Source organism: Pseudomonas sp. GM50 (genome assembly GCF_000282375.1).
In the GTDB taxonomy this organism is placed as follows: domain Bacteria; phylum Pseudomonadota; class Gammaproteobacteria; order Pseudomonadales; family Pseudomonadaceae; genus Aquipseudomonas.
Genome location: NZ_AKJK01000009.1, coordinates 15,415 through 41,260, shown reverse-complemented (window position 1 = coordinate 41,260; position 25,846 = coordinate 15,415). Strand labels below are relative to the sequence as shown.

Annotated in this window: 27 protein-coding genes, 1 tRNA gene and 3 pseudogenes; 25 read left to right on the top strand and 6 right to left on the bottom strand. The window is 57.7% G+C overall.

The window, feature by feature from the left end:
- Nucleotides 1-21: 21 nt before the first annotated feature.
- From aroC to PMI30_RS27115, 4 genes and pseudogenes are all read left to right on the top strand, one after another.
- A complete protein-coding gene (aroC, locus tag PMI30_RS27105) occupies nt 22-1,113 on the top strand; it encodes a chorismate synthase (RefSeq protein ID WP_007898811.1) in 1,092 nt (363 codons plus the stop codon).
- A 31-nt stretch (nt 1,114-1,144) separates the two neighbouring features.
- The gene (locus tag PMI30_RS27110) at nt 1,145-2,290 is read left to right on the top strand and encodes an MFS transporter (RefSeq protein ID WP_008005641.1); all 1,146 of its coding nucleotides are present in this window, start codon (nt 1,145-1,147) and stop codon (nt 2,288-2,290) included.
- 35 nt (nt 2,291-2,325) lie between these two features.
- Nucleotides 2,326-2,430: pseudogene (locus PMI30_RS31460) on the top strand (hypothetical protein); the annotation flags it as partial.
- Between the two features lie 20 nt (nt 2,431-2,450).
- Nucleotides 2,451-2,996, top strand: coding sequence for a 1,2-dihydroxy-3-keto-5-methylthiopentene dioxygenase (locus PMI30_RS27115; protein ID WP_008005639.1), 546 nt, complete (start codon nt 2,451-2,453; stop codon nt 2,994-2,996).
- 236 nt (nt 2,997-3,232) lie between these two features.
- Here PMI30_RS27115 and PMI30_RS27120 read toward each other — a convergent pair whose 3' ends face one another.
- Complete coding sequence (locus PMI30_RS27120; RefSeq protein WP_008005638.1) at nt 3,233-3,511, bottom strand: DUF3509 domain-containing protein; 279 nt, start codon at nt 3,509-3,511, stop codon at nt 3,233-3,235.
- A 354-nt stretch (nt 3,512-3,865) separates the two neighbouring features.
- Here PMI30_RS27120 and PMI30_RS27125 point away from each other — a divergent pair, with 354 nt between their 5' ends.
- The 9 genes from PMI30_RS27125 (at nt 3,866) to PMI30_RS27165 (ending at nt 12,376) form a co-directional block, all read left to right on the top strand.
- Complete coding sequence (locus PMI30_RS27125; protein WP_008005637.1) at nt 3,866-5,704, top strand: long-chain-acyl-CoA synthetase; 1,839 nt, start codon at nt 3,866-3,868, stop codon at nt 5,702-5,704.
- A gap of 96 nt (nt 5,705-5,800) precedes the next feature.
- A complete protein-coding gene (locus PMI30_RS27130) occupies nt 5,801-6,319 on the top strand; it encodes an ankyrin repeat domain-containing protein (protein ID WP_007898805.1) in 519 nt (172 codons plus the stop codon).
- A 240-nt stretch (nt 6,320-6,559) separates the two neighbouring features.
- A complete protein-coding gene (locus PMI30_RS27135) occupies nt 6,560-7,090 on the top strand; it encodes a hypothetical protein (protein ID WP_008005636.1) in 531 nt (176 codons plus the stop codon).
- Between the two features lie 83 nt (nt 7,091-7,173).
- Nucleotides 7,174-7,365, top strand: coding sequence for a PLDc N-terminal domain-containing protein (locus PMI30_RS27140; RefSeq protein WP_007902193.1), 192 nt, complete (start codon nt 7,174-7,176; stop codon nt 7,363-7,365).
- A gap of 526 nt (nt 7,366-7,891) precedes the next feature.
- Nucleotides 7,892-8,125 carry a hypothetical protein gene (locus tag PMI30_RS27145; protein ID WP_008005635.1) on the top strand — a complete coding sequence of 78 codons (234 nt, stop codon included), beginning with the start codon at nt 7,892-7,894 and terminating at the stop codon, nt 8,123-8,125.
- A gap of 215 nt (nt 8,126-8,340) precedes the next feature.
- Nucleotides 8,341-8,682 carry a ribonuclease E inhibitor RraB gene (locus tag PMI30_RS27150; RefSeq protein WP_008005633.1) on the top strand — a complete coding sequence of 114 codons (342 nt, stop codon included), beginning with the start codon at nt 8,341-8,343 and terminating at the stop codon, nt 8,680-8,682.
- A gap of 515 nt (nt 8,683-9,197) precedes the next feature.
- Entirely contained in the window at nt 9,198-10,607 is a 1,410-nt protein-coding gene (locus tag PMI30_RS27155) for a circularly permuted type 2 ATP-grasp protein (RefSeq protein ID WP_007902187.1), read from the top strand.
- A 12-nt stretch (nt 10,608-10,619) separates the two neighbouring features.
- Nucleotides 10,620-11,570 (top strand): alpha-E domain-containing protein, encoded by a 951-nt coding sequence (locus PMI30_RS27160; RefSeq protein ID WP_008005631.1) that lies wholly within the window; start codon nt 10,620-10,622, stop codon nt 11,568-11,570.
- A complete protein-coding gene (locus PMI30_RS27165; protein ID WP_008005629.1) occupies nt 11,567-12,376 on the top strand; it encodes a transglutaminase family protein in 810 nt (269 codons plus the stop codon). The genes PMI30_RS27160 and PMI30_RS27165 overlap by 4 nt, the downstream gene beginning before the upstream one ends.
- 159 nt (nt 12,377-12,535) lie before the next feature.
- Here PMI30_RS27165 and PMI30_RS27170 read toward each other — a convergent pair whose 3' ends face one another.
- A complete protein-coding gene (locus PMI30_RS27170) occupies nt 12,536-13,363 on the bottom strand; it encodes a c-type cytochrome (RefSeq protein ID WP_008005622.1) in 828 nt (275 codons plus the stop codon).
- 645 nt (nt 13,364-14,008) lie between these two features.
- Between PMI30_RS27170 and PMI30_RS27175 the strand changes: the two genes are divergently transcribed.
- From PMI30_RS27175 to PMI30_RS27185, 3 genes are all read left to right on the top strand, one after another.
- Complete coding sequence (locus tag PMI30_RS27175; protein WP_008005617.1) at nt 14,009-15,214, top strand: acetyl-CoA C-acetyltransferase; 1,206 nt, start codon at nt 14,009-14,011, stop codon at nt 15,212-15,214.
- A 24-nt stretch (nt 15,215-15,238) separates the two neighbouring features.
- Complete coding sequence (locus tag PMI30_RS27180; protein ID WP_008005615.1) at nt 15,239-17,383, top strand: 3-hydroxyacyl-CoA dehydrogenase NAD-binding domain-containing protein; 2,145 nt, start codon at nt 15,239-15,241, stop codon at nt 17,381-17,383.
- A gap of 107 nt (nt 17,384-17,490) precedes the next feature.
- The gene (locus PMI30_RS27185) at nt 17,491-18,225 is read left to right on the top strand and encodes an amidotransferase (RefSeq protein ID WP_007902162.1); all 735 of its coding nucleotides are present in this window, start codon (nt 17,491-17,493) and stop codon (nt 18,223-18,225) included.
- Nucleotides 18,226-18,358: 133 nt separating this feature from the next.
- Here the strand turns inward: PMI30_RS27185 and PMI30_RS27190 are convergent, their stop codons facing one another.
- The 3 genes from PMI30_RS27190 to PMI30_RS27200 form a co-directional block, all read right to left on the bottom strand.
- The gene (locus PMI30_RS27190; protein WP_008005613.1) at nt 18,359-19,330 is read right to left on the bottom strand and encodes a magnesium and cobalt transport protein CorA; all 972 of its coding nucleotides are present in this window, start codon (nt 19,328-19,330) and stop codon (nt 18,359-18,361) included.
- A gap of 149 nt (nt 19,331-19,479) precedes the next feature.
- On the bottom strand, nt 19,480-20,202 hold the full coding sequence (locus tag PMI30_RS27195) for a lysophospholipid acyltransferase family protein (protein ID WP_008005611.1): 723 nt from the start codon (nt 20,200-20,202) through the stop codon (nt 19,480-19,482).
- Nucleotides 20,203-20,416: 214 nt separating this feature from the next.
- Nucleotides 20,417-21,106 carry a crotonase/enoyl-CoA hydratase family protein gene (locus PMI30_RS27200; RefSeq protein ID WP_008005608.1) on the bottom strand — a complete coding sequence of 230 codons (690 nt, stop codon included), beginning with the start codon at nt 21,104-21,106 and terminating at the stop codon, nt 20,417-20,419.
- 308 nt (nt 21,107-21,414) lie between these two features.
- On the opposite strand from PMI30_RS27200, the gene PMI30_RS27205 reads away from it, so the two are divergent.
- The 3 genes and pseudogenes from PMI30_RS27205 to PMI30_RS27210 all read left to right on the top strand — a co-directional run bounded on the left by PMI30_RS27205 (nt 21,415) and on the right by PMI30_RS27210 (nt 22,564).
- Nucleotides 21,415-21,504: transfer RNA gene (locus PMI30_RS27205), tRNA-Ser, on the top strand.
- A gap of 165 nt (nt 21,505-21,669) precedes the next feature.
- Nucleotides 21,670-22,236 (top strand): annotated as a pseudogene (gene tnpC / locus PMI30_RS0129370) (IS66 family transposase); the annotation flags it as partial.
- Nucleotides 22,237-22,303: 67 nt separating this feature from the next.
- Nucleotides 22,304-22,564 carry a DUF6429 family protein gene (locus PMI30_RS27210; protein ID WP_008005604.1) on the top strand — a complete coding sequence of 87 codons (261 nt, stop codon included), beginning with the start codon at nt 22,304-22,306 and terminating at the stop codon, nt 22,562-22,564.
- Between the two features lie 106 nt (nt 22,565-22,670).
- Here the strand turns inward: PMI30_RS27210 and PMI30_RS27215 are convergent.
- Nucleotides 22,671-22,882, bottom strand: a pseudogene (locus tag PMI30_RS27215) (DNA-binding protein).
- Nucleotides 22,883-22,966: 84 nt separating this feature from the next.
- Here PMI30_RS27215 and PMI30_RS27220 point away from each other — a divergent pair.
- The 6 genes from PMI30_RS27220 (at nt 22,967) to PMI30_RS27245 (ending at nt 25,518) form a co-directional block, all read left to right on the top strand.
- On the top strand, nt 22,967-23,314 hold the full coding sequence (locus PMI30_RS27220) for a helix-turn-helix domain-containing protein (RefSeq protein WP_008005600.1): 348 nt from the start codon (nt 22,967-22,969) through the stop codon (nt 23,312-23,314).
- A gap of 87 nt (nt 23,315-23,401) precedes the next feature.
- Entirely contained in the window at nt 23,402-24,181 is a 780-nt protein-coding gene (locus PMI30_RS27225) for a hypothetical protein (RefSeq protein ID WP_008005598.1), read from the top strand.
- 64 nt (nt 24,182-24,245) lie between these two features.
- Complete coding sequence (locus tag PMI30_RS27230; protein ID WP_008005596.1) at nt 24,246-24,527, top strand: hypothetical protein; 282 nt, start codon at nt 24,246-24,248, stop codon at nt 24,525-24,527.
- A gap of 41 nt (nt 24,528-24,568) precedes the next feature.
- Nucleotides 24,569-24,751 carry a hypothetical protein gene (locus PMI30_RS27235; RefSeq protein ID WP_008005593.1) on the top strand — a complete coding sequence of 61 codons (183 nt, stop codon included), beginning with the start codon at nt 24,569-24,571 and terminating at the stop codon, nt 24,749-24,751.
- Between the two features lie 105 nt (nt 24,752-24,856).
- Complete coding sequence (locus PMI30_RS27240; protein WP_007902143.1) at nt 24,857-25,177, top strand: YbjQ family protein; 321 nt, start codon at nt 24,857-24,859, stop codon at nt 25,175-25,177.
- A 146-nt stretch (nt 25,178-25,323) separates the two neighbouring features.
- Nucleotides 25,324-25,518, top strand: a complete 195-nt coding sequence (locus tag PMI30_RS27245) for a hypothetical protein (protein ID WP_007902142.1) — start codon at nt 25,324-25,326, stop codon at nt 25,516-25,518.
- The last annotated feature ends 328 nt before the right edge of the window (nt 25,519-25,846 follow it).

Genomic DNA, 25,846 nt, shown 5'->3' with positions numbered 1-25,846 from the left:
CGATTTCACGGAGCGTCCCGCATGTCCGGCAATACCTACGGCAAGCTGTTCACTGTCACCACCGCGGGCGAAAGCCATGGTCCGGCGTTGGTCGCCATTGTCGATGGCTGCCCGCCGGGCCTGGAGATTTCCCTTGAGGATCTGCAGCGCGACCTGGATCGCCGCAAGCCCGGCACCAGCCGCCACACCACCCAGCGCCAGGAAGCCGACGAAGTCGAAATCCTCTCCGGCGTGTTCGAAGGCCGCACCACCGGTTGCGCCATCGGCCTGTTGATCCGCAACACCGACCAGAAGTCCAAGGACTATTCGGCGATCAAGGATCTGTTCCGCCCGGCCCACGCCGACTACACCTACCACCACAAATACGGCGAGCGCGATTACCGCGGCGGCGGTCGCAGTTCGGCCCGTGAAACGGCCATGCGCGTGGCGGCAGGGGCGATTGCGAAAAAGTACCTGGCCACCCAAGGCATCGTCATTCGTGGTTACATGAGCCAGCTCGGCCCGATCGAAATCCCGTTCAAGACCTGGGATTCGGTGGAAGAGAACGCCTTCTTCAGCCCCGATCCGGACAAAGTGCCGGAGCTGGAAGCCTATATGGACCAGTTGCGTCGCGACCAGGATTCGGTCGGCGCGAAGATCACCGTGGTCGCCGAAGGCGTGATGCCGGGCCTCGGCGAGCCGATCTTCGACCGCCTCGACGCCGAACTGGCCCATGCGCTGATGAGCATCAACGCGGTCAAAGGCGTGGAAATCGGCGCCGGTTTTGCCAGCATCGCCCAGCGCGGCACCGAACACCGCGATGAAATGACCCCGGAAGGTTTCCTCAGCAACAACGCCGGCGGCATTCTCGGTGGCATCTCGTCCGGTCAGCCGATCGTTGCGCACCTGGCGCTCAAACCAACCTCGAGCATCACCACGCCGGGCCGTTCCATCGACATCCATGGTAATCCGGCGGAAGTCGTCACCAAGGGCCGTCACGACCCGTGCGTCGGCATCCGCGCCACGCCGATTGCCGAAGCGATGATGGCCATCGTATTGATGGATCACTTGCTGCGTCACCGCGGACAGAACGCCGATGTGCGTGTGAGCACTCCGGTGCTGGGTCAGCTTTAATGGCTGACCTGATAGCCGCTGCGGTCTGACTGTGGCGGCGCTCCCGTACTGGCGGCTCTCCAGTTTCTATCTGTTCTATTTCGCCTTGCTCGGTTCGACAGCGCCATTCCTGGCGCTGTACTTCGATCACCTGGGCTTTTCCAGTGCGCGCATAGGCGAACTGGTGGCGATCCCGATGCTGATGCGCTGCGTGGCGCCGAACATCTGGGGCTGGCTCGGTGACTACACCGGGCGACGGCTGGCCATCGTGCGGTTCGGCGCGGTCTGTACGTTGCTGACCTTCTCACTGATTTTCGTCAGCAAAAGCTACGTGTGGCTGGCAATGGTCATGGCCTTGCATGCGTTCTTCTGGCACGCGGTATTGCCGCAGTTTGAAGTTATCACCCTGGCGCATTTGCAGGGGCAGACATCTCGCTACAGTCAGATTCGCCTGTGGGGTTCCATCGGTTTCATCATCACCGTGGTCGCCCTCGGCCGGTTGTTCGAGTGGCTTAGCCTGGACATCTATCCGGTGGCGCTGGTGCTGATCTTGGCCGGGATCGTCGTCAGCAGTTTGTGGGTACCCAACGCGCAACCGGTCCAGAGTGAACGGTTGGCGGGGGAGGGATTCCTCCAGCAATTGCGAAACCCCGGGGTGTTGGCGTTCTACGCTTGCGTGGCCCTGATGCAGATGAGCCACGGGCCGTATTACACCTTTCTGACCCTGCACCTTGAGCGACTGGGTTACACCCGTGGCTTGATTGGTATGCTCTGGGCCTTGGGCGTGGTCGCTGAAGTATTAATGTTCCTGGCCATGAGCAAGATTCTGGCGCGCTTCTCGGTGCGCCGGGTGCTGCTGGCGAGTTTCCTGCTGGCGGCTTTGCGTTGGTTGTTGCTCGGTTCGTTTGCGGAGTTCCTCTGGGTATTGCTGTTCGCCCAAGTGCTGCACGCCGCAACTTTCGGCAGCTTTCACGCGGCGGCCATCCAGTTCGTGCAACGTAGCTTCGGCGCGCGTCAGCAAGGGCAGGGGCAGGCGTTGTATGCCGCGTTGGCTGGCACCGGGGGCGCATTGGGCGCGTTGTATTCCGGCTACAGCTGGAATGCCCTCGGCGCCACATTGACCTTTAGCATTGCCAGTCTCGCAGCCTTCGCCGCTGCCGTTATCATTGCCACACGTATGCAAGAGGACAGGCCATGAGCCTGGCCTGCGAACATCTCGCCCAGGAATCATCGACGTGGGGCGCGCGCATGAGCGACGCGCTGAGACAGATCGAGACCTTTGAATTTTTGTTCGAGTGCGAGTTGAAGACGCGCTCGCTCTTGAACCATAAAGCATGAACCGTTAAGGAGTTGCCCAGATGAGCAGCCTGTCCGTTTATCACGTCTCCAGCCCTGAAATACCGAACAAAGTCCTGACCCACCTCGAGGACATCGCCTCGACCCTGGCCGAGCAGGGCGTGCGCTTCGACCGTTGGCAAGCCGCGGCAAAAATCCAGCCCGGCGCCAGCCAGGAAGAAGTGATCGCTGCGTATCAGGAGCACATCGACAAATTGATGACCGAGCGCGGTTACATCACTGTCGACGTCGTCAGTTTGAACAGCGATCACCCGCAACAAGCCGAACTGCGCGCCAGGTTCCTCGATGAACACCGCTACACTGAAGACGAAGTACGATTTTTCGTCGCTGGCCGTGGTTTGTACTCCCTGCACATCGGCGATTACGTCTATGCCGTGCTCTGCGAGAAAAACGACCTGATCTCGGTGCCTGCCGGTACGCCGCATTGGTTCGACATGGGCGAGCACCCGCATTTCGTCGCGATCCGCCTGTTCAACAACCCCGAAGGCAGGGTGGCCAATTTCACCGGCGATGACATCGCCAGCCGCTTCCCGCGGCTTGAGGACTGAGTCGATGCCAATCGTTGCGTCGACCTTCAGCCCTGCAACCCCCCATAACCTGTAGGAGCAGAGCTTGCTCGCGAAGGCGGCGGGTCAGTCAACATTAATGTCGCCTGACACACCGCCTTCGCGAGCAAGCTCTGCTCCTACAAGGGTTGTGCGAAGCCAGAAACAACTCAGGCCGTGAAGCGAAAGCGCTCACGGCCTGTTTGTTTGTAGCGTGTTTATTTGTACAACCGCAGGATTTAAACCGAGTGATAAGTCGGCAGGGCGAACCGTTGTTGGCTTTGCAGCATGGAGATCTGTGGCAGTTCGCTGGCCTGTTCGGCGATGTCACGGCGAATCGCGCTGATCACCCACGACAGCTGATCGCCGGCATGCAATTGCTGGTAGGAAATCGAACGTTTGAAGACTTTGCCGTCCGTACTGCGCAGGGTCAGCAGAATGCCGCCGTCAGGCCGTGGCTGGGTGGTCACTTCGAAGTTGGAGAATAGCGACGAAAATTTTTCCTGGATCAGGCTCATGTCTATCAGCTCCGTGAGTGCTTTGAAGGGCTACATGGAGAGGTAGTTGCAGCGATTGTGCCAGCACCTTATTTTTTAAAAATGCATATAAATCAACAAGTTAGTTTTTAAGTGTTTTTATGGATTCGTGCAATCTGCATGAATGGCCATCGTGCATCCTGCATTTTGCGTGGTCGACCACGATTCGATTGAACCAATCACAACGCCAGGGTTCCGCTTTTCGATGTCTGGTCCGAACGCTTCGGTCGCGGATACAAAACATTTCAAAAACCGCGTGTACAGCTCAAGAACCGCTGACGTATTTTCGGCCTTAATCAACGCCACCCGACAATAAGAAGACCGAACGGGAGCATCATGAGCCGCACGCTGAACGACACGATTACCTGGGGCATGATGCTCCGCAAGCTGCCTTCCATTGCCAAAGCCATTCCCCGCGTGGTGAAGGGCATGAAAGCCGCCAACGTCAAGGACCCGACCCAACCGTGTGGTCTCGGCTGGAGCTTCGAGCAGGCGACGTTGCGCAACCCCGAGGGCCCGGCCTTGCTGCAGGGCGAGGTGGCGCTCACTTATGCACAGGTCAATCAGTGGGCCAATCGCATCGCCCATCACCTGATTGCCCAAGGCATCGGCAAGGGCGATGTGGTTGCGATTTTTATCGAGAACCGTCCGGAACTGTTGGTGACGATATTGGCGGTGGCCAAGGTCGGCGCGATCAGCGCCTTGCTCAATACCTCTCAAACCCGCGACACCTTGGCCCATAGCCTGAACCTGGTGGTGCCGGTGGCGATCGTGGTCGGAGAAGAGCTGGTTCCGGCCTTCAATGCGGTTCGCGAGCGGGTGTCCATCGACGCTGCGCGCACCTGGTTTGTCGCCGATCAAGACACTTATCGCGATCGGGGCAATTCGCCCGATGGCTTCATCAACCTGATGACGGTCAGCGCCCAAGCGTGCAGCGATAACCCCGTCAGCAGCCACCAGGTTTTTCTCGACGATCCTTGTTTCTACATTTACACCTCAGGCACCACCGGGTTGCCCAAGGCCGGGGTGTTCAAACACGGCCGCTGGATGCGCAGCTCCGCCAGCTTCGGGCTGATTGCCCTGGACATGCAGCCGCAGGACGTCGTCTATTGCACCTTGCCGCTGTACCACGCCACCGGGCTTTGCGTGTGCTGGGGCTCGGCGATCAGCGGGGCGTCGGGGTTTGCCATCCGCCGCAAGTTCAGCGCCAGCCAGTTCTGGAGTGACGTGCGCAAATACCGGGCGACCACCCTCGGTTACGTCGGCGAGTTGTGTCGCTACCTTGTGGATCAACCGCGCAACGTCGACGACAGTCGGCACAGCGTGACGAAGATGATCGGCAATGGTCTGCGCCCCGGCGCGTGGAGCGAGTTCAAGACGCGTTTTGCCGTTGACCATATCTGCGAGCTGTACGCCGCCAGCGACGGCAATATCGGCTTCACCAACATCCTCAACTTCGACAACACCATCGGTTTTTCCCTGATGTCATGGGAACTGGTTGCGTACGACCATGACAGCGGCGCACCCACGCGAGATACCAACGGTTTCATGCGCAAAGTGGCCAAGGGCGAGCAGGGTTTGCTGCTGGCGAGGATCGACGACAAGGCGCCGCTGGACGGCTACACCGATCCGCAGAAGACCGCAAAAGTCGTGCTCCACGACGTGTTCAAGAAGGGCGACCGTTATTTCAATACCGGTGACTTGCTGCGTAACATCGGTTTTGGCCACGCGCAATTTGTCGATCGCTTGGGCGACACCTACCGCTGGAAGGGTGAAAACGTCTCGACCACCGAGGTTGAGAACATCCTCCTGCAACATCCGCAGATCGCCGAAGCCGTGGCTTATGGCGTGGAAATCCACAACACCAACGGGCGTGCCGGGATGGCGGCAATCACGCCGGCTGAATCCCTGGCGACCCTGGACTTCAGCGAGTTGCTGGCTTTCGCCAGGCAGCAAATGCCTGCCTATGCGGTGCCACTTTTCCTACGGGTGAAAGTGAAAATGGAAACCACCGGGACCTTCAAATACCAGAAGACGCGACTCAAGGACGAAGCCTTCGACCCGAACAAAACCGGCGATGACCCGATCTACGCCTGGTTGCCGGGTACCCAGACTTATGTGCAAGTCACCGAGCAGGTGCTGGCGGATATTCGCGGTGGCATGTACCGCTATTGAATGTGGCTATAGCCATCCATGAGAAAAAAGAAGTGACAGGTTCCGGAGCGCTCGGGAAACTATCGGCTTTCCGATTGACCGAATGTGGAGTCCCCAATGTCAGACAAAAGCCGCCAGATGACGCCCGAAGAGGCTGCTGAATTTGCCGAACAGGTGTTCAACAAAGCGCGCGAGGGCGATGCGGCCATGATGGCTGCGCTGCTGACCAAGGGCCTGCCGCCGAACCTGCGCAACCACAAGGGCGACACCTTGCTGATGCTCGCCGCGTACCACGGCCATGTCGAAACGGTAAAAGTCCTGCTTGAGCACAAGGCCGACCCGGAAATCCGCAATGACAACGGTCAGAGCCCGATTGCCGGCGCGGCATTCAAGGGTGATCTGGCGGTGGTCAAGGCGCTGGTTGAAGGTGGCGCGCAAGTGGAAGGTTCGTCCTTCGACGGTCGCACTGCGCTGATGATGGCGGCGATGTTCAACCGCGTCGAAATCGTCGACTACCTGATCAGCAAAGGCGCCGACCCGAAAGCCAAGGATGCCAACGGCGTATCCGCGCTGGACGCGGCCAAAACCATGGGCGCGGTGGATACCACCGCACAATTGCAGAAACTCCTGGCCTGACCTCTGTGGTGCTGCGGGGCTTTTGTGGCGAGGGGGCTTGCCCCCGTTGGGTTGCGAAGCGACCCCCATTGGTATTCAGTCAAACCGAGTTCTCTGGTTTTACGACTGCTTCGCAGCCGAACGGGGCGATGCGGCGGTCCGACAAGCCCCCTCGCCACAGGTCATGCCAGGTCCCGCAATCCGTTTCCGAATGCGTTATCCTTCGCGCCCTCAAATCTCCCTCGCTACAGGATCCACCTCATGAAAGCCGCCCTCGTCGAACTCATCAGCAAAATCAGCTCCGGGTGCATGAGCGATGACGAAATTCTGAAAATCGCTGACGAAGCGGCTCAGGCCTACGCCGATCCCGAGGCTTTTCTGACGGCCAATCCGGACATCAACTACGACGACAGCTTCCCGATCCCATTGGGTGAGTGGGTAGTCGTCGGCAGCTTGCCGGAAACCGTGCTGTTCCAGGCTGACACCTACATGGACCTGTTTGCGCAGATCGTCGCTTCGTTCGGCCCCGGCGTCGATTTCAACATCAAACCCAAGCAACTGGCCAAGACCGAAGCCCTGACGGCACTCAATCGCATTCAGGTGCAGATGGGCAGCATGAACAAGGAAAACGGCGGTTACACGCTGATGAACTTCAGCCAATTGCTCGACGACGAACTGCAAGTGGTGCTGGTCTACGGTAACGACGTGCCACGGGTGCTGGAGTTGTGCGCCGAAGTCGGCATCGCCGCCGCGCCCTCCCTGGAAGCCCTGAAAGTCGCGATCCACGTCTGAAGCCGTCTACGACGCTAATAAAACGGAACCCTCGCAAGGCCCGACTATCCTAAGAGGGCATACCACTCTTAGGGAGCGTCACCATGGGTTCCACGTTCAACAGCCTGGTTGGCTTGATTATTCTTGCCCTCGACATCTGGGCCATCATCAACGTGCTTAAAAGTGGCGCCGAGACCGGGATGAAAATCATCTGGGTGCTATTGATCCTCCTGCTGCCGGTCCTGGGCCTGATTATCTGGGCCATCGCCGGGCCACGAGGCAATGTGCGGATCTGACTGCATCCTCAAGCACAACGCATTTCCCTTGTGGGAGCGAGCCTGCTCGCGATAGCGATCTGTCTGCAGCATTAATGCTGAAGGTGCCGCCGTCATCGCGAGCAGGCTCGCTCCCACATTGTTCTGCATGTACTTCAATGACGAAGGTTCGACCTGTCATATTCCGCGACGTAGAATGCGCGCCTTTCCCGTCAATCGAGGCGATCGATTGGCCATCATGGGCGGGTAACCGTTCCGTTGCCACCCGCATTCGCGGAGCACTTCCCATGAATGTACTGCAAGCGGTGAACAAACCCAGCAACGACTAAAATGAACACATAACCCTTGTGTGGGAGCGGGCTTGCTCGCGAAGGCGGCCTGTCAGTCAATACTGATGTCGACTGATACACCGCCTTCGCGAGCAAGCCCGCTCCCACAGGTACTGTGTTTTTTTCATGCCGACATGCGGTAATCCGTTGAACGATCAGTCAGGGGTAAAGTCCAGATAGAAGTAAGCCCATCCATGGGTTTTATCGAGGAGGCACCGATGCAAAAGTGGAAAATCACTTTCGTGGATGATCACGGTGAAACAGTGGACGAACTCTTCGAGTGCGAGGAATGCCCGAATAGCGAGCAAGCCGCCAAACTCATTCTCGAGCGGCGCCTGCCGGTCGTTGCCGGACTGGACCTCAATGATCTGGAGGGGCGTACGCCTGATCCGACCGTCAAAAGTCTGAAGTCCCAGTACAGCATTGAAATCATCAGTATTACCCCGAACTGATACACCTCCTGTCACATTCATAACCAGACCTTGGCAGCAGCTCTATCTTGGGGCTACTCTGCAAGCGAGATCAGCGAATGACTCGCTAAGGTCTGGTCTTGTCAGCTACATGCTTGTTTCCCGTCGGCAACCTCTGTTGCCGTATCGCTCTCACCAATCGGTTGAAAGTGCAGGGAATACGGAAAGTCTATCCATCAGTCTGAGGGGGACGTTTCATGAGCACAGCCTATCAAGAAGACATCAGCAGCAGCGTGCTGCGCCGCATGAAAGAAGGCGGTTTCGACTTTTCACGATTCCATCCCATCGAGTTCTACGCCATTTTTCCGGACGAGGAGCGGGCACGCAGGGCGGCAGGTCATTTCAGTGGTGAATCCTTGAATGCCCAGATCAGCGTGCGCGACGACGGTGCGTGGCATCTGGAACTGAGCAAAGTGATGTACGCCACCTATGACGGGATCGGCGACTTTGAGCAGGACTTCGAGGCGGTGGTCGAGCCTCTGGGCGGTATCATCGAAGGATGGGGCGTCAAGCAGGAGGTACGAGGGCTACTCGCATAACACCATGAACAGCGACGACACTCAGCAACGGCTGACCTTTGGGTTGGCCGTTTTCGTTTTCGCGGTTTGAAAAGGTCAAAAGATCGCAGCCTCGTTGCACTCGACAGCTCCTACACATCTCCTACACAGCTCCTACATTGGATGCGTTCTCCTGTAGGAGCTGTCGAGTGAAACGAGGCTGCGATCTCTTGACCTGGTTTTTGATTCACAACGTTTCAAGCAGGCAAAAAAAACCGCCTGAGCAGGCGGCCAAAGGGAAGTTCGGTAAGTTTCTCCAGCGAATGCGCGGATTATCCGCATCGCCCCCCGGGCAGTGAAATCAACTCTGGCTATGCTGCTGATAGGCGACAGCATTGCTTCGCCATGAAGCGGGGGCGATCAGGTTGGGGCATTTACCGCACAGGATTGGTGCGGTGCGTGCGGCGTCATTATCCAACTGATTGATATCAAAGCGTTTATGCCGATGGCACGGGCCTTGCGAAGGTCTGGATGTCCGGGGTGACAAGGAGTACGGCATGATCCGCACCTATTTTGATGAGATGTACGATGCCGGCGGCCAGGTCCGCCCGCATTATCGGGAGTTTGCCCGTTGGCTTGCCGAAACGCCTGACGAGCTTTTGGCACAACGGCGACGCGAGGCCGACCTGTTATTTCATCGTGCCGGGATTACCTTCACGCTCTATGGTGATGAGCAGGGGACAGAGCGCCTGATTCCCTTCGACACCATTCCCCGCAGTATCCCCGCCAGTGAATGGCGGGTCGTCGAGCGCGGTTGTATTCAGCGGGTCAAGGCATTGAACATGTTCCTTGCCGACCTCTACCACGAGCAGCGCATCATCAAGGCCGGCATCATCCCGGCCGAGCAAGTGCTGGCCAACGAGCAATACCAGTTGGCGATGCAAGGGCTGGATCTGCACCGCGATATCTATTCGCACATTTCCGGCGTCGACCTGGTGCGCGACGGCGACGGCACGTACTACGTGCTCGAAGACAACCTTCGTACACCCAGCGGTGTGAGCTACATGCTCGAAGACCGCAAGATGATGATGCGCCTGTTCCCCGAGTTGTTCGCAGCCCAGCGCATCGCCCCGATCGACCACTATCCGAACCTGTTGCTCGATACCCTGAAAAGCTCCAGCCCGATCGACAACCCGAGCGTTGTGGTGCTGACGCCGGGGCGCTTCAACAGTGCGTTTTTCGAGCATGCGTTTCTGGCCCGGGAAATGGGCGTTGAGCTGGTGGAAGGTGCGGACCTGTTCGTGCGTGACGACAAGGTGTTCATGCGCACCACGGACGGGCCGAAAGCCGTCGATGTGATCTACCGTCGCCTCGACGATGCTTTCCTCGATCCACTGGCGTTCAACCCGGACTCGATGCTTGGCGTTCCAGGGCTGTTGTCGTCCTACCGTTCCGGCAACGTGGTGCTGGCGAATGCCATCGGCACCGGGGTCGCGGATGACAAGTCGGTGTATCCCTTCGTCACTGACATGATTCGTTTCTACCTGGATGAAGAGCCGATCCTGAAGAACGTGCCGACATGGCAGTGTCGCAATCCCTCTGAACTGTCCCACGTGCTGGCCAATCTTCCAGAGCTGGTGGTCAAGGAAACCCAGGGCTCCGGTGGTTACGGAATGCTGGTGGGGCCGGCGGCGACGGCGGCGGAAATCGAATCCTTCCGCGAGCGGATCAAAGCCAAGCCCCACGCGTACATCGCCCAACCGACGTTGTCTTTATCGACCTGTCCGACCTTTGTCGAAAACGGCATCGCTCCACGCCATATCGACCTGCGTCCGTTTGTATTGTCTGGCCGCGAAACCCGGGTTGTGCCCGGCGGTTTGACCCGTGTCGCCTTGCGCGAAGGCTCCCTGGTGGTGAATTCCTCCCAGGGTGGCGGAACCAAGGACACCTGGGTGGTCGAGGATTGAAGGAAGCCTGCCATGTTAAGTAGAACTGCCTCGGATCTGTATTGGATGTCGCGTTACCTGGAACGGGCGGAAAACCTCGCACGGATGCTCGACATCAGTTATTCGCTGTCACTGATGCCTCAGGACGGTCGTGGCGATGGCTTGCACGAACTCGCCATGCCGTTGCTGATCACCGGCACTCTGGACGATTACCTGGAGCGTCACGGCAATCTGCATGCCGAGCGGCTGCTGCATTTTTTCGCCCTGGATGCGGCCAACCCGGCGAGCATCTACAGCTGCCTCGGTGCCGCGCGAGCCAGCGCCCATGCGGTGCGTGGGCGAATCACCGCCGACATGTGGGAAAACATCAACGCCACCTGGCTGGAAATTCGCGGAATCGCCGAGCAGGGCTTGAGTCGCTACGGCATGAGCCGTTTCTGTGAGTGGATCAAGGAACGTTCCCACCTGTTCCGTGGTGCGTCCTACGGGACCATCATGCGTAATGACGCGTTCCGGTTCATTCGTCTGGGCACCTTTATCGAAAGAGCTGACAACACCTTGCGCCTGCTCGACGCCCGTTACGAAATGGCTGGCGATCAGGCCGAAGCGGTCCGCGACGGCACGGCCCACGCCTACTACCAGTGGAGTGCCTTGCTGCGGGCCTTGTCGTCGTTCGAGGCCTATACCGAGATCTATCGCGACGCCCCTGGCGCCCGGCATGTGGCCGAACTGTTGCTGCTGCGCGCCGACGTGCCGCGCTCCCTGCGGGCCTGCACCGAAGAAATCGACCAGATCCTCGCCAGCCTGCCGGGGGCCAATGGCCGTCCTGCCCAGCGTTTGGCGGCAGAGATGGACGCACGCCTGCGCTACACCGGTATCAACGAAATTCTCGACGAAGGCCTGCACGCCTGGCTGACCGAGTTCATCCCGCTGGTGCGCCAGTTGGGCAACGCCATACACAGTTCCTATCTGGAGGCTGCATGAGACTTTCCATTAGCCACGAGACCACCTATCACTATGAAGATCAGGTGCGGGCGAGCATCCAGTACCTGCGACTGACTCCCCACGACAGCGAACGCCAACATGTGCTCAGCTGGCAGCTCGATTTGCCACGCCCGGTGCGTGCGCAACTCGATCCGTTCGGCAACATTCTGCATGTGCTGACGCTGGACGAACCCCACGAGGCAATCATTATCGGCGCCCGTGGGCAGGTAGATATCGACGAGCTGCGCGAAGCCGAGCATGAAAGCCAGTCGGCGCTGCCGTTCCTGCGCTTCACGCGCCTGACCGAAGCCGACGAAGCGCTGCGTGCGTTCGCCGAGAAGGCGTGCAAGCAGCGCCGGGATCGTACGGCGCTGATCGATTTGATGCATGGCCTGAACCAGCACATGACTTATACGCCGGGTTCCACTGAAGTAGACACCAGTGCCGCCCAGGCTTTCGCCGGGCGTTCCGGGGTCTGCCAGGACCACACCCATGCGTTTCTCGCCTGCGCCCGCAGCCTGGGCATTCCCTCGCGTTATGTGTCGGGGTATTTGTACAGCGAGAACAGCGAACACCTGGCCAGTCACGCCTGGGCTGAAGCCTGGCTGGATGACGCCTGGTACAGCTTCGATGTGACCAACGAACTGGCCCGCCCGGAGCGTCACCTGAAACTGGCTGTGGGCCTGGATTACCTCGACGCCTGCCCGGTGCGCGGCATGCGCCGTGGCGGTGGGGGTGAGCAGATGCATGCGAAGGTGTTTGTGTCACCGACGCCAGCGCCGGTGATCTCAGTGCAACAGCAGTAGCAGCGATTCATTGTGGCGAGGGGGCTTGTCCCCGTTGGGTCGCGAAGCGGCCCTGAAACCTGCCTCCTCGATTCGTCAGATGTATCGCGTCAGGCGATTTGCGTCTGCTGCGCAGCCGAACGGGGGCAAGCCCCCTCGCCACAGGGTAGCCACAGGGTATTACTTGGCCGAAGACACCTTGCGCCCCGCCATGTGCTTCAAATACCCCACCAACAATTCCAGATCCCCCTCCGGCAACACGTTCGTCGCGAACGCCGGCATCTTCGCCTGCGGCCACTGACGCAAGCTCTGCGGATCACGAATGTAACGCTTGAGGAAATCCGCGCCGAAATACTCGGTCGGATTGAACGGAATATTCAGGTCCGGCCCGAACTGCGCATCCCCCGCGCCATTGAGTCGATGACACGCCAGGCAGTTCTTCTGAAACAGCGCAAAGCCCTTGTTCACCGGATCGTCCGCCTTCAGCGCAGGGTCGGGCAGCAGGGCAGGGAAGCGCTCGGCCACCGGGGCCATGCGCTTGATGCTCGCCACTTCGAACGGCCATTGCTCGGGGCTGATATTGCCCGCTTGTGGATCGGTCCAGACCAGATAAAACGGCCCCGCACTGTGCTTGCCCTCTGACAACGGCGGCCACGGCTTGGCCGGGTCTTCAATCGCCAGCCAAGCCCGCGCCCCTTGGGTATTGAGCAATGGCGCGGCAGCCAGTTCGGCGGCAAAACCGTCCAGGGCAACGGCTTGCAGATGATCCTCAGGCTTGATGCCCGTCAACAACGCCGCCAACGGCACGGCGCGATAGCTCATGTCCCGTTTGTAGGAAACGTCGTTGGTGATCGTGATGGTCTGAACCTGAGGATGCTTGAGCAATTGCTCGGTCTGCCAGGTGCGAGAACTCGCGCCCAGCTCAAGATTCAGCTGTGCGGCAGCTAGAGGCATGCTGAGCAGCAAGGCCCCGAATAGAATGAGCGTTTTCAAGTGATCGCCGTCCATGTCGTTGAAGTGCCGCAAAGGTTGGCACAGCCACGCTGACCCGGGTAGCGAGCCAATCACATTTTTATCTGGCGAAATGAAAACCCTGATGTTCGATCAGCCAATCACCTTGGTCAGGTTCGGCAAAATCAACAACAGTGTAGTGGCGAATAGAATGAGCCCGGCTTGACGAACTTTCGAATGCTTGAACATGGCTTGACCGCCTTTTTTGTTATTTCCTGATGCCTGCCTGCCTATCTCCATGACGGCAGAGCGCTGCACTTCCTTGTAGGACGAGTGCCTCGGCAAAACCCGACGACAACTTCGTACAGGTTTACCTTAGGGCCCGCGTCACGATTGGCTTAGATCCATTTCGTATGTGCTGAGCACTCATCGCTTTTAAAAAGGCATGAGGCTTATGGCCAGCTTCTTGGGCGCCCGTTTGCTAGACAGCTTGGTGACTTGAATCGGTTTATCCGATAGCAGACTACCGTTCGTCTGAGCGTGACCGTCAACGCCAATGAGCACTGTGGTCATTGAATCCACGGCTGCTCGGCATAAGGTGAGTGCATAAAGATCAGGGTCACACGGTCTCCTGTAGGAGCCGCCGAAGGCTGCGATCTTTTGATCTTTTGATCTTCATTCACCGTCAGGTTCGAGGACGTCATGACCCAAGCTTTGATATTCGACGCGTTACGCACGCCCCGCGGCAAAGGCAAGGCCAATGGCGCCTTGCACAGCGTCAAGCCAGTGAACCTGGTGGCCGGGCTGCTGACGGCGCTGCAGCAGCGCACGTCCCTGGACACCAGTCAGGTCGATGACGTGGTGCTCGGCTGCGTGACGCCCATCGGCGATCAGGGCTCCGACATCGCCAAGACCGCCACGCAGGTGGCCGATTGGGACGTCAGCGTGGCCGGCATGCAGCTCAATCGCTTCTGCGCGTCGGGCCTGGAAGCGGTGAACCTCGGCGCAATGAAAGTACGTTCCGGTTTCGAAGACCTGGTGGTGGTCGGTGGTGTCGAGTCGATGTCCCGCGTGCCGATGGGCAGCGATGGCGGGGCCTGGGCGCTGGACCCGGAAACCAACTTGCACAACCACTTCACGCCCCAGGGCGTGGGTGCCGACCTGATCGCCACGATTGAAGGGTTCAGCCGTCAGGACGTCGATGCCTTCGCGTTGCACTCCCAGCAGAAGGCGGCGCGGGCGCGGGCGAACGGTTCGTTCGACAAGTCGCTGGTGCCGGTGCAGGACCAGAACGGCATCATCCTGCTCGATCACGATGAGTTCATTCGCGCCGAATCGACGATGGAAGGCCTGGGCAAGCTCAAGCCGAGCTTCGAAATGATCGGGCAAATGGGCTTCGACGCCACGGCCCTGCGGGTTTACAGCCAGATCGAGCGGATCAACCACGTTCATACGCCGGGCAACAGCTCCGGGATCGTCGATGGCGCGGTGCTGATGCTGATCGGCTCCGAAGCCAAGGGGCGGGCGCTGGGCTTGCAGCCACGGGCGCGAATCGTCGCCACGGCGGTCACCAGCACTGACCCGACCATCATGCTCACCGGCCCCGCGCCGGCGACCCGCAAGGCGCTGGCCAAGGCCGGGCTACGGGTCGAAGACATTGACCTGTTCGAAGTCAACGAAGCGTTCGCCTCGGTGGTGCTCAAGTTCATCAAAGACATGGCCATCGACCCCGACAAGGTCAACGTCAACGGCGGCTCCATCGCCATGGGCCACCCGCTCGGCGCCACCGGCTGCGCGATTCTCGGCACGCTGCTCGATGAACTGGAAGCCCGGCGCCTGCGCTATGGCCTGGCGACATTGTGTGTCGGCGGCGGCATGGGCATTGCCACCATCATCGAACGCCTCTGAGCCCTGACTTAAAGGAAAATTGCCATGACCGAAGCCATCCGTTACGAAAAGGGTCAGGACCAGATTGTCGTTCTGACCATCGACATGCCGGGCCAGAGTGCCAACACCATGAACGCGGTCTACCGCGACGCCATGGCCACCTGCGTCGCCCGACTGGTCGCCGACAAGGACGCCATTGCCGGCGTGATCATCACCTCGGCCAAGAAGACCTTCTTCGCCGGCGGCGACCTCAATGAACTGATCAAGGTCGGCAAACCCGAAGCCAAAGCCTTTTACGACATGGTGTTGACCCTCAAGGGCCAACTGCGCACCCTGGAAACCCTCGGTAAACCAGTGGTCGCCGCGATCAACGGCGCGGCGCTCGGTGGCGGTTGGGAAATCTGTCTGGCCTGTCATCACCGCGTCGCGCTGGACAATCCGTCGGTGCTGCTGGGGTTGCCGGAAGTCACCCTTGGCCTGTTGCCGGGCGGCGGCGGGGTAGTGCGCATGGTCCGTATGCTGGGCATTGAAAAAGCCCTGCCGTATCTGCTTGAAGGCAAGAAAATCCGGCCGCAACAGGCGTTACAGGCGCGTTTGATCGACGAGTTGGCAGCCGATCGCGATGAGCTGATGGCCAAGGCACGGGCGTGGATTGTTGCTCACCCGGTCGCTGTGCAGCGCTGGGACGTGAAGGGTTACCAGATCCCTGGCGGCACGCCGTCGGATTCGAAGCTCGCGCCGATGCTTGCTATCACGCCATCGATTCTGCGCAGCAAAACCCAGGGCTGCCTGCCCGCGCCGGAGAAAATCCTCTGTGCTGCGGTGGAAGGCGCCCAGGTGGATTTCGACACCGCGCATCTGATCGAAACCCGCTACTTCACCGAACTGACCACCGGCCAGGTGGCGAAAAACCTCATCGGCACGTTCTGGTTTCAGCTCAATGAGATCAATGCCGGCGGCTCTCGGCCCCAAGGCATAGCGCCTTACGTAACGAAGAAAGTCGGCGTGCTCGGCGCCGGGATGATGGGCGCGGGCATCGCGTTTGTCAGCGCATCAGCCGGCATCGACGTGGTGCTCAAAGACATCAATCTCGCCGCGGCAGAGAAGGGCAAGGCCCACTCGGCGACGTTGCTGGACAAGAAGGTTGCGCGTGGTCAGTTAACCCGGGAGCAGCGCGAGGATATTTTGGCGAGAATCCATGCCACCGAAAACGATGCGGATCTGGCCGGTTGCGATTTGATCATTGAAGCGGTGTTCGAAGATCGCGAACTGAAAGCCAAGGTCTCATCGGCGGCGCAAGCAGTCGTCGGCCCGGATGCGGTCATCGCCTCCAACACCTCGACTTTGCCGATCAGCGGCCTGGCCACCGCCGTGCCGGACCAGACGAAATTCATCGGCCTGCATTTCTTCAGTCCCGTGGAGAAAATGCCGCTGGTGGAAATCATCAAAGGCGCCCATACCAGCGACGAAACCCTGGCGCGTGGTTTCGATTTCGTCCTGCAAATCAAGAAAACGCCGATTGTGGTCAACGACAGTCGCGGCTTCTTTACCTCGCGGGTGTTCGGTACCTTCACCAACGAAGGTATTGCCATGCTTGGCGAAGGCGTGAGCGCGCCGATGATCGAGACCGAAGCGCGCAAGGCCGGTATGCCCGTCGGGCCTCTGGCGATCTCCGACGAAGTTTCCCTCAGCCTCATGAGCCATATCCGCGAGCAAACCGCCAAAGACCTGCGAGCAGAAGGGAAAAACCTGATTGAGCACCCGGCATTCGCCGTGATTGACTTATTGCTCAAGGAGTTCAAGCGTCCGGGCAAGGCCGCTGGAGGTGGTTTCTACGATTACCCGGCCACAGGGCAGAAGCATTTGTGGCCAGAGCTGAAAAGCCGTTTCGAGAAAGCCGATGGGCAGATTTCGCCGCAGGACATACGTGATCGACTGCTGTTCGTACAAGCCATCGAAACCGTGCGTTGTATGGAGGAGGGCGTGCTGACCTCGACGGCGGATGCCAACGTCGGCTCGATCTTCGGCATCGGCTTCGCAGCCTGGACCGGCGGTGCGTTGCAGTTCATCAACCAGTACGGCGTCAAAGACTTTGTCGCCCGCGCCCAGTACCTGGCCGAGCAGTACGGCGAGCGCTTCACACCGCCTGCGCTGCTGCTGGAGAAAGCCGCCAAAAACGCGTTGTTCTAAGGGACGTTCCAAGGGACCGATGACGCGTTCCGGGGCTTGCCTTGCCACCGTGTTTCAAGGCAGGCTCTGGGGTGTGCATTATTCCCATCACGTGTCAGGTATTTTTTATGTCGTTACGCATCTGCATTCTGGAAACCGACATCCTGCGTCCGGAACTGGTCGATCAATATCAGGGTTATGGGCAGATGTTCCAGCGTCTGTTTTCGCAGCAACCCATCGCTGCCGAGTTCACCGTGTACAACGTGATGCAGGGCGATTATCCCAGCGATGACCTGACCTTCGATGCGTATCTGGTCACCGGCAGCAAGGCCGATTCCTTCGGCACCGACCCGTGGATTCAAACCCTCAAGACGTATCTGCTGAAACGTTATGAGCGCGGCGACAAACTGCTGGGCGTGTGCTTCGGCCATCAACTGCTGGCGCTGCTGTTGGGTGGCAAGAGCGAGCGTGCGACCCAAGGCTGGGGCGTCGGCACCCACAAGTACAAACTCGCCGCCAAGGCGCCGTGGATGAGCCCGGTGAGGGAAGAACTGACCTTGTTGATCAGCCATCAGGACCAGGTCACCGCGTTGCCGGAAAACGCTACGGTCATCGCTTCGAGCGATTTCTGCCCGTTCGCCGCGTACCACATTAACGATCAAGTGCTGTGCTTCCAGGGGCATCCGGAGTTCATTCACGATTACTCACGGGCGTTGCTGGATATTCGTCAGGAAGCGCTGGGCGAGCAGATTTATTCGAAAGGTATGGCGAGTCTTGAACACGAGCATCACGGTACTACCGTCGCAGAGTGGATGATGCGGTTTGTGGCGCACAAGCCTGAGGGTGAGTCGGTTAAGCCTTAAAAGCTTCGCGGGCAAGTCGGATCGCTGCACCGCTCGCTCCTACAGGTACAGCGATTGCCGCGTGATTTGGGCACGAAACAAAACCTGTAGGAGCGAGGCTTGCCCGCGAATTTCGCAGACGCCTCGGTCCCGACTACAACCACCCAGATTTTTTGAAACTCGCCCACAAACTGATACACCCCACCGCAATAAACCCCAATACCCCGAAATACCCGTAATGCCAACTCAACTCCGGCATGTTCTGGAAGTTCATCCCGTAGATCCCGGCGACCGCCGTCGGGAACGCCAGAATCGCCGCCCATGCCGCAAACTTGCGCTGCACCACGCTTTGCCGTGACGCCTCCAGCAACACCCCGACCTCGATGGTCTGGCTGGCAATGTCCGCCAGGGTCGTCAGGTCTTCCATCTGCCGCGTGACATGAATCTGCACATCGCGGAAATACGGGCGCATGTTCTTGTCGATGAACGGAAAGCTCAGCTTTTGCAGTTCCTCACCAATCTCCACCATCGGTGCCGCATACCGGCGCAAGCGCAATACATCGCGACGCAGGCTGTGGAGTTTCTGGATATCGCGCTCGTTCAGGGAACCGCACATAACGTTTTGTTCCAGCTCATCGATCTCGGCATGGATCGCTTCGCCCATCGGCTGGTAGTTTTCAATCACGAAGTCGAGGATGGCATAGAGTACGAAATCTTCCCCATGCTCCAACAACAGCGGCCGCGCCTCACAGCGCTGTCGGACGTACGCGTAGGACGCCGAATGACCATTGCGTGCGGTAATGATGTAACCCTTGCCGGCGAAGATATGAGTCTCGATGAACTGCAGTTTGCCTTCATTGCGGATAGGCGAATACGTGACGATGAACAGTGCGTCGCCGAACGTCTCCAGCTTCGGTCGGCTGTGTTTTTCCAGGGCATCTTCGATGGCCAGTTCGTGCAGATTGAACTGGCGTTGCAGGTTGAACAGCTCCTGGGCGTTCGGTTCTTCGAGGCCAATCCACACAAAGTGGCCAGGCTTGGCAGCCCAGGCAGCGCCTTCGTCGAGGGTGATATTGGTGACCTTCTTACCGGCGCTGTAAACCGCAGCAGCAACGACTCTACCCATGATGGTGATTCACTTCTTGTTAGCCGCTTTCTATTGGTAAAGACTGGCGGTGCCAGTCAGGATTCAGCTTAACCTTGTCTGCTGCTTGAGAGTCAGCAAAATCTGTAGAGTTCGCAGGCAAAAGAAAACCCGCACAGGGCGGGTTTCATTCAGGCAACTTGCAGTTGCCGATCCATTGAGTCGATGCACTCGCGCATCTGTTCGCGGCACTGGGCAATCAGCATCGGCATGTCATCCAGGCTCAATCCAACCGTCGGAATCGCCGGCAGCGAACGGATCAGAATCTTCCCACTGCGCCAGCGGTTCAAACGCATGTGTTTGACGTAACTGCTGACACACACCGGCACGATCGGCACGCCCGCGGCAATCGCCATCTGGAACGCGCCTTTCTTGAACGGCAGCAGCTCTTCACCGAGGTTACGGGTGCCTTCCGGGAAGACCCAGATCGAGGTGTCTTCATGCTGCAAGGTGCGCGTAGTGGTCAGCATCGACTGGCGTGCCTTGTGCGCGTTGCCGCGGTCAATCAACACATTACCGGCCAGCCAGAACAACTGCCCGAACAGCGGCACCCACTTCAGGCTCTTCTTGCCAATGCATACGGTGCGGCGGGGCACCACGTTGCCGAACACAAACAGGTCGTAGTTGGACTGGTGGTTAGCAATGATCACGCAGCTGTCAGGCTTATCCATCAACGGCCCGACGTCCGCTTTCACCCGCAAACGCAAAATGCACATCGCCGGCCACGCATACAGACGCGCGCATAAACGGCTGTTGTCCGGATTAAACGGGCGGCACAGACCGAGGATCACTCCAAGCATACCGGCCAGAATAAAGTGCAAGCCCATCAATAACATACGAAACACAAACAGCATTTAAAGGGCCCACCGGGACAAAAGGTGGCGCAGTGTACGGATGTGCACTGTTTTCGGCAATTGCCGCTATAGAAGTGGGAGATAGCCGATGTTTGAGCGCATGTTTCCGACTTATGGGTCAGAGGCGGTTTAGAGCGGTTGTAAGGTTTTAAACCAGACACGCAAGAAAAAGCCCGACACGACGGTCGGGCTTTTCGGTGCAACGCGTTCGGGCTTAACCCATATGCTCCTGATCCAGGATGATCGCGTTGTCCAGCGTCTCCAGCAGCGCCTTGCGCACTTTCAGCTTGGTGTTCTTGTGGGCGATCATGTTGAGCTTCTTCAACTGACGAGCCGCTGCCAGTGCCGCGCCTTGCAGCTCTTCGGCCGACACCACCACATCAAGGAAGCCGGCATCCACAGCACTCTGCGGATTGAACATCTCGGCATTGATCACCGCACGATGAAACGCCGACTTGCGCAGACGATCACGCGCCAGCTCGATACCGGCGTGGTGCATGGTCATACCGATCTGCACTTCGTTCAGGCCAATGCTGAACGGGCCATCGACACCAATGCGGTAGTCAGCCGACAACAGAATAAACGCACCCTTGGCCACCGCATGCCCGGGGCACGCCACGACCACCGGGAACGGGTGCGACAGCAGGCGACGAGCCAATGTCGAACCGGCTGCCACCAGCGCTCTGGCTTCGTTAGGGCCGGCCGTCATCACCTTCAAGTCGTAACCGCCCGAAAAAATCCCCGGCTGACTGGTAATGATCACTACCGCCCGATCTTCCACCGCCCGATCCAGCGCAGCGTTAAACGCAACAATCACGTCCGGCGAGATGGCATTGACCTTGCCATTGCTCAAGGTCAGGGTCGCGATACCGTCTTCGAGATGGTAAGAAATCAACTCACTCATGACGCCAATCCTTCTAATAAAGTAGGGCAGACGTTACCCACCGCCGTAGGCCAGGTAAAGCGCCGTGACTGACCACCCGGTCACCCTTTTCCTCGCCCGGCAAGCGTTGCCGGCCACGCCAGCCGCGCATTCCCCTCTATATAGAAGAGGGCGCGAAGCCGGAGATTGGCGGGTTTGCCATGGCACGGCACTCGCCGGAACGACTAAATCGCTAACCGCATGAAAATTCTGCAAAAAAAGTTTGCCATCAGAAAAGCTTTCGACTACATTAGCGCGCCTCGACAGACAGAACATGTTTGACGAGATACGGTGAAGTGTCCGAGTGGCTTAAGGAGCACGCCTGGAAAGTGTGTATACAAGAAATTGTATCGAGAGTTCGAATCTCTCCTTCACCGCCACATTTTGAAAACACAAACCCCTGATTTTTCTAGAGAAAGTCGGGGGTTTGTGGTTTTTGGCGTCTGGAAAATGGCGATATGGGAATACGAACGTATTTTTGAATCGCTTCAACCAGTGGCAAAAGCTTCGGGCACAATTGGATAAGCCGAGAGGTGTAGCGACGCTGTTGGACACATGCAAGACGCAAGTTTGTCGAGGCGCAAAAGGTGCAGCCCAAAGGCAAAACCGGGCGTGCGGATATCGTCCTGAATCTGATCAACTAGCTGTACGGTATCGAGCGAGATTTAAAAGAAGTCGGCGATGAACATCGCCATGAAAGCCGACAACAAGACAGCCTGCCGGTGTTGGCCCAATTGCACACATGGCTGGAGAAAACCCAGCCACAAGTAACTGCCCAAAATGCACTGGGCAAAACCATCAGCTACCTGGCCAGCAACTGGATCAAGTTGGTGCGCTACACTGAAGCCGGTTACTTGCCGATCGACAACAACGCCGCCGAGCGCGCGATCAGGCCCTTCGTGATCGAGCGCAAGAATTGGCTGTTCAGCGACACGCCCAAAGGTGCGATGGCCAGCGCTCAACTTTACAGCCTGGTCGAGACGGCTAAAGCCAACGGCCAAGAGCCCTATGCGTGGCTGCGCCACGCACTTGAGCGCCTGCCGACGGCTTCTTCGGTTGAGGATTACGAAGCTTTACTGCCCTGGAACTGCTCGCCGGTATTGCATAGTTAAACGCGCTGTCCATCTTGATGGCTGGTAGGGTTTACGGTGAGTTTAAAGAATGAGCGGAGCAACGATCATGGAATACGACGATAAACTGATTGAAGAAGCCGTGCTTGCCCTGTTGGCAACCTTCAGTTTTGATAACGGCAATGCTTGGAAAGGGTTCGACTTCGAGACCATGAGCCGATTGCATGAACATGGTTTCATCAGCAATCCGGTGAACAAGAACAAATCGATTTGGTTGACGGCTGAAGGGCTGGAGCGAGGTCGGCAGATAGCCGACCGGTTGTTTGGGGTAAGAACTCAAGTGGAGCCTGTATCCGACTCGGATACCTGACTTCATACCACGGCCATACACTAGGTGGGGTTTATGGGGCGCTTATATTTCCTGTTGGCTAGAACTGGGCGTTTCATCTTCTGGTTTGCTCCCTGAGCCAACAGGCCTAGTTTGTGACGACGCCGTGTTTAATGCCGAGCAATACGGCAGCGCGATGGGCCTCGCCCCGTAGATATTTCTTCTGTCCGTTCAACACTGCGTACACCGTCGACGCATTGAGGTGATACTGATCGGCCCAGTCTTTCGCTGACAGATCTTGATGTGCGAGGCGCTCTCGAGCCTCTCGCATGCTTGCTCGGTGGGGTATGCGTTCGGCATAGTCTCGTTTCGTATGATTTCGTGTGATGATAGGTGGAGTTTTTCCCATGATTGTGGGTGTTTCAACTCACCGTGGAGACGTTTGTGGGGATTGGTGATCGCCTAAAAGAAGAACGCGAGCGCTTAGGGTTTAATCAGACCGAGTTTGCGGCGAAAGCCGGTGTCTCGAAGAACAGTCAGTACAACTATGAAAAAGGCGAGCGAAGCCCAGATGCGACCTGTCTCGCAGCGATAGCTGAAAACGGCGTCGATATTTTGTACGTGGTGACCGGTGAACATAAGCCTGTGAGCGCCGACTGGATTAGTACTGATGCGGCAAGTTTTCTGGTTTTTTTTCAGAGCATCAGCGAGCCAGATCGAGATGTGTTGTTCCGTATGGCTGCTGCCTTTGCGAAGGCCGCAAGCATCGATGCAAAAAAAGACAACGACTGACCTGGTCAAAAGCTGCCTAGGTAAGTGGATGCAGTACACCGGCTACGATGGCCGGCTTTTTCATGGATATGGAGCGGAGCGGTTCGAATGGCATTAAAACCCTGCAAATCTTGCAAACACAGCGTTTCTACTTCAGCTAAGACCTGCCCCAGTTGCGGTGTTGCGAATCCCGGCGTAACTGGGTTGCAACAGATTGGCGGGTTCGTAATTCTGGCGATCATTATCGGTGTGGCAGTTTCGATTTTCTCAAGTGGAAGCAAGGACCAACCCGTGGAGACGGTCGCGCAGAGCGCCACAAAGCTTATGTATAAGATCACCGAGGACGAATTTAGTGAAGGTCAGCCGCGGAGAGTAAAAGTTCTTCTGAACCAACGGTTCACCGAAGAGGAACTAGCCGAGGTTTCTAAAATTATTCAGGCCAATAGCAAATCTAATGCGGAAATGACCTTTATCGGATTTCGTGTTGAAGGGCAAAGCGATAAGGCGTACTGGGCGCAGGTTAAATTCACTCCTGATTACGAAAGCACGCTCTACGGTCTCAGCGTCCAGGAGTATCAGCAGCTGAAAGCGTTGGATCTGAAGGACTATCCGGACAGGATCGGCAGTTGGTTACGCGACGGTACTCTTGGCCATGTGATGGTGCTTTATCAGCGTGATGGGAAATTCTTTATCGATTCGATCTTCCCTACCGGAGGAAAAAACACCGTGAGCTACATCGGGCAAAAGCTTCCCGATGGTGGGTTGCGCTTGCAAACCCCTGATAACGCCTTCGGCGAATACTATGTCATCGACGCTAAAGGGACTTTGCAGGGGTGGGGTGAGAATGGTGTCTACCTGACCCTTCCACCGAACCAGCCTGCCTCCTAAGGCCCAAGCGACATTGGTACTTACATTTCCTACGTGATGAGCAGCTACGGCAGTGGTCGTCTTGATGGCGGCTCCCATTCAAACCAGCCCTGAATATTTTTTTTGGGGGCTGGTGACACACAAAAACGTGCTGAGAATGGGTGACTCCCGGGCGATTAGGGCGCGCGCGATCACAGAGGGGCGCAACATTCCTGTGGCAGCCTTTGTTGCGCAGTACCTTGCTGCTAGAAGGAATGTGATCGAGTTGCGAGGATGTTACGACGAGCAGTTTTTTGTGGATCTGATCATCAAACATACGGACGGGACGGCTGTGTTTTTTGAAGACGCTCATTCCCGTGACCGATGATCAATTTGAGCTCTTAGAGCTATTAACCGGAGTAGATAATCATGAGTGCAGCTAAAGGTGGGGTATCCAGCCCTTTGGCTGACTTTTTCACCAAGGCGTCCGCTGAGACGAAGCGGGATGTTTATAACTCTGTGATCAGCAAAGCCATTGCTTCTCAACGGGCTGTTATCGAAAAGGCTGAGGCGATCAAAAAGGCGAATGCAGCCGCCGAGAAGAACGCTTAAAGATTAGTGTTGCCCGAATTCCCACGCCCAGCCGATGCTGGGCTTTTTGTTTTCATCATCTCCACACTTGGGAATAATGCGTGCCTCTATGAAGAAGGAAATCTCATGATCACCACCACAACCCACACCATCGAAGGTCGGCAAATCACCGCTTACCTGGACATCGTCAGCGCTGAGTCGGTGCAGGGCGTTAACGTGATCCGCGATCTGTTCGCCGGTATGCGGGATTTTTTCGGCGGGCGGTCTCAAACGTTGGAGCGGGCATTGAAGGATGCGCGGATACAGGCCACCGACGAGATCAAGGAGCGGGCGCGGGCGCTTCAAGCGGATGCAGTGGTAGGGCTCGATTATGAGATCAGCATGCCGGCCGGCAAGGGTGGAATGGTGGTGGTGTTTGTGACCGGGACGGCGGTCAAGCTTAGGTAGGACGCCGCGCTGGCCATTCGTCGGGCACGTAATAATCTGAATCACAAGTCCGGGAATGACCGACTAGTCTCAAAATCCTGGGTGGTCGATATTTTTCAGGCAAATAGGGCTTGCCGGTATCGACCCGTTTTGAGAGGAGCGAAGATATGGCTGAGCCGTATATCGAAGACGACGGGGCAGAGTTTCCGATCAATAATTGCGTGCAGTGTGGTCAGACGGACTATGTGCCGAGCTTCGGTGAAGACCGTATCAAAATCAACAAAATCAAATCTACGGTACCTCGAACTCGGGGGCCGAAATCGAAATTCATGCCCAAGCTGGGTGCGCCTTCCCGGAAGTAAACAGTGACTCGTACGAGCCCCGCCATTGAGCGGGGTTTCTTGTTTTTGAAGGGGAAAAAAGCATGCATGGAGGCAATACGGGGAAGTGTCCTACAACATTGCGAGCACTAGTGGTTTTTTTCACAAACTTTTCACACCTGCCTACGTAGGCTCAGCTCATCCGTTAGAAAGCAGTACCCTGGCCCGTCTCCCCAGCGGGCTTTTTTTTGCCTGTCATAAAACCTTTTCCATAAATGCTGTCCAACCGTCGCCAATGACGAGGTTGTTCCGTGTTTGTGTCTGGACTTTGCCTCCTCTAAAGCATTCAATCTCCGGCCTTTCGGTTTTC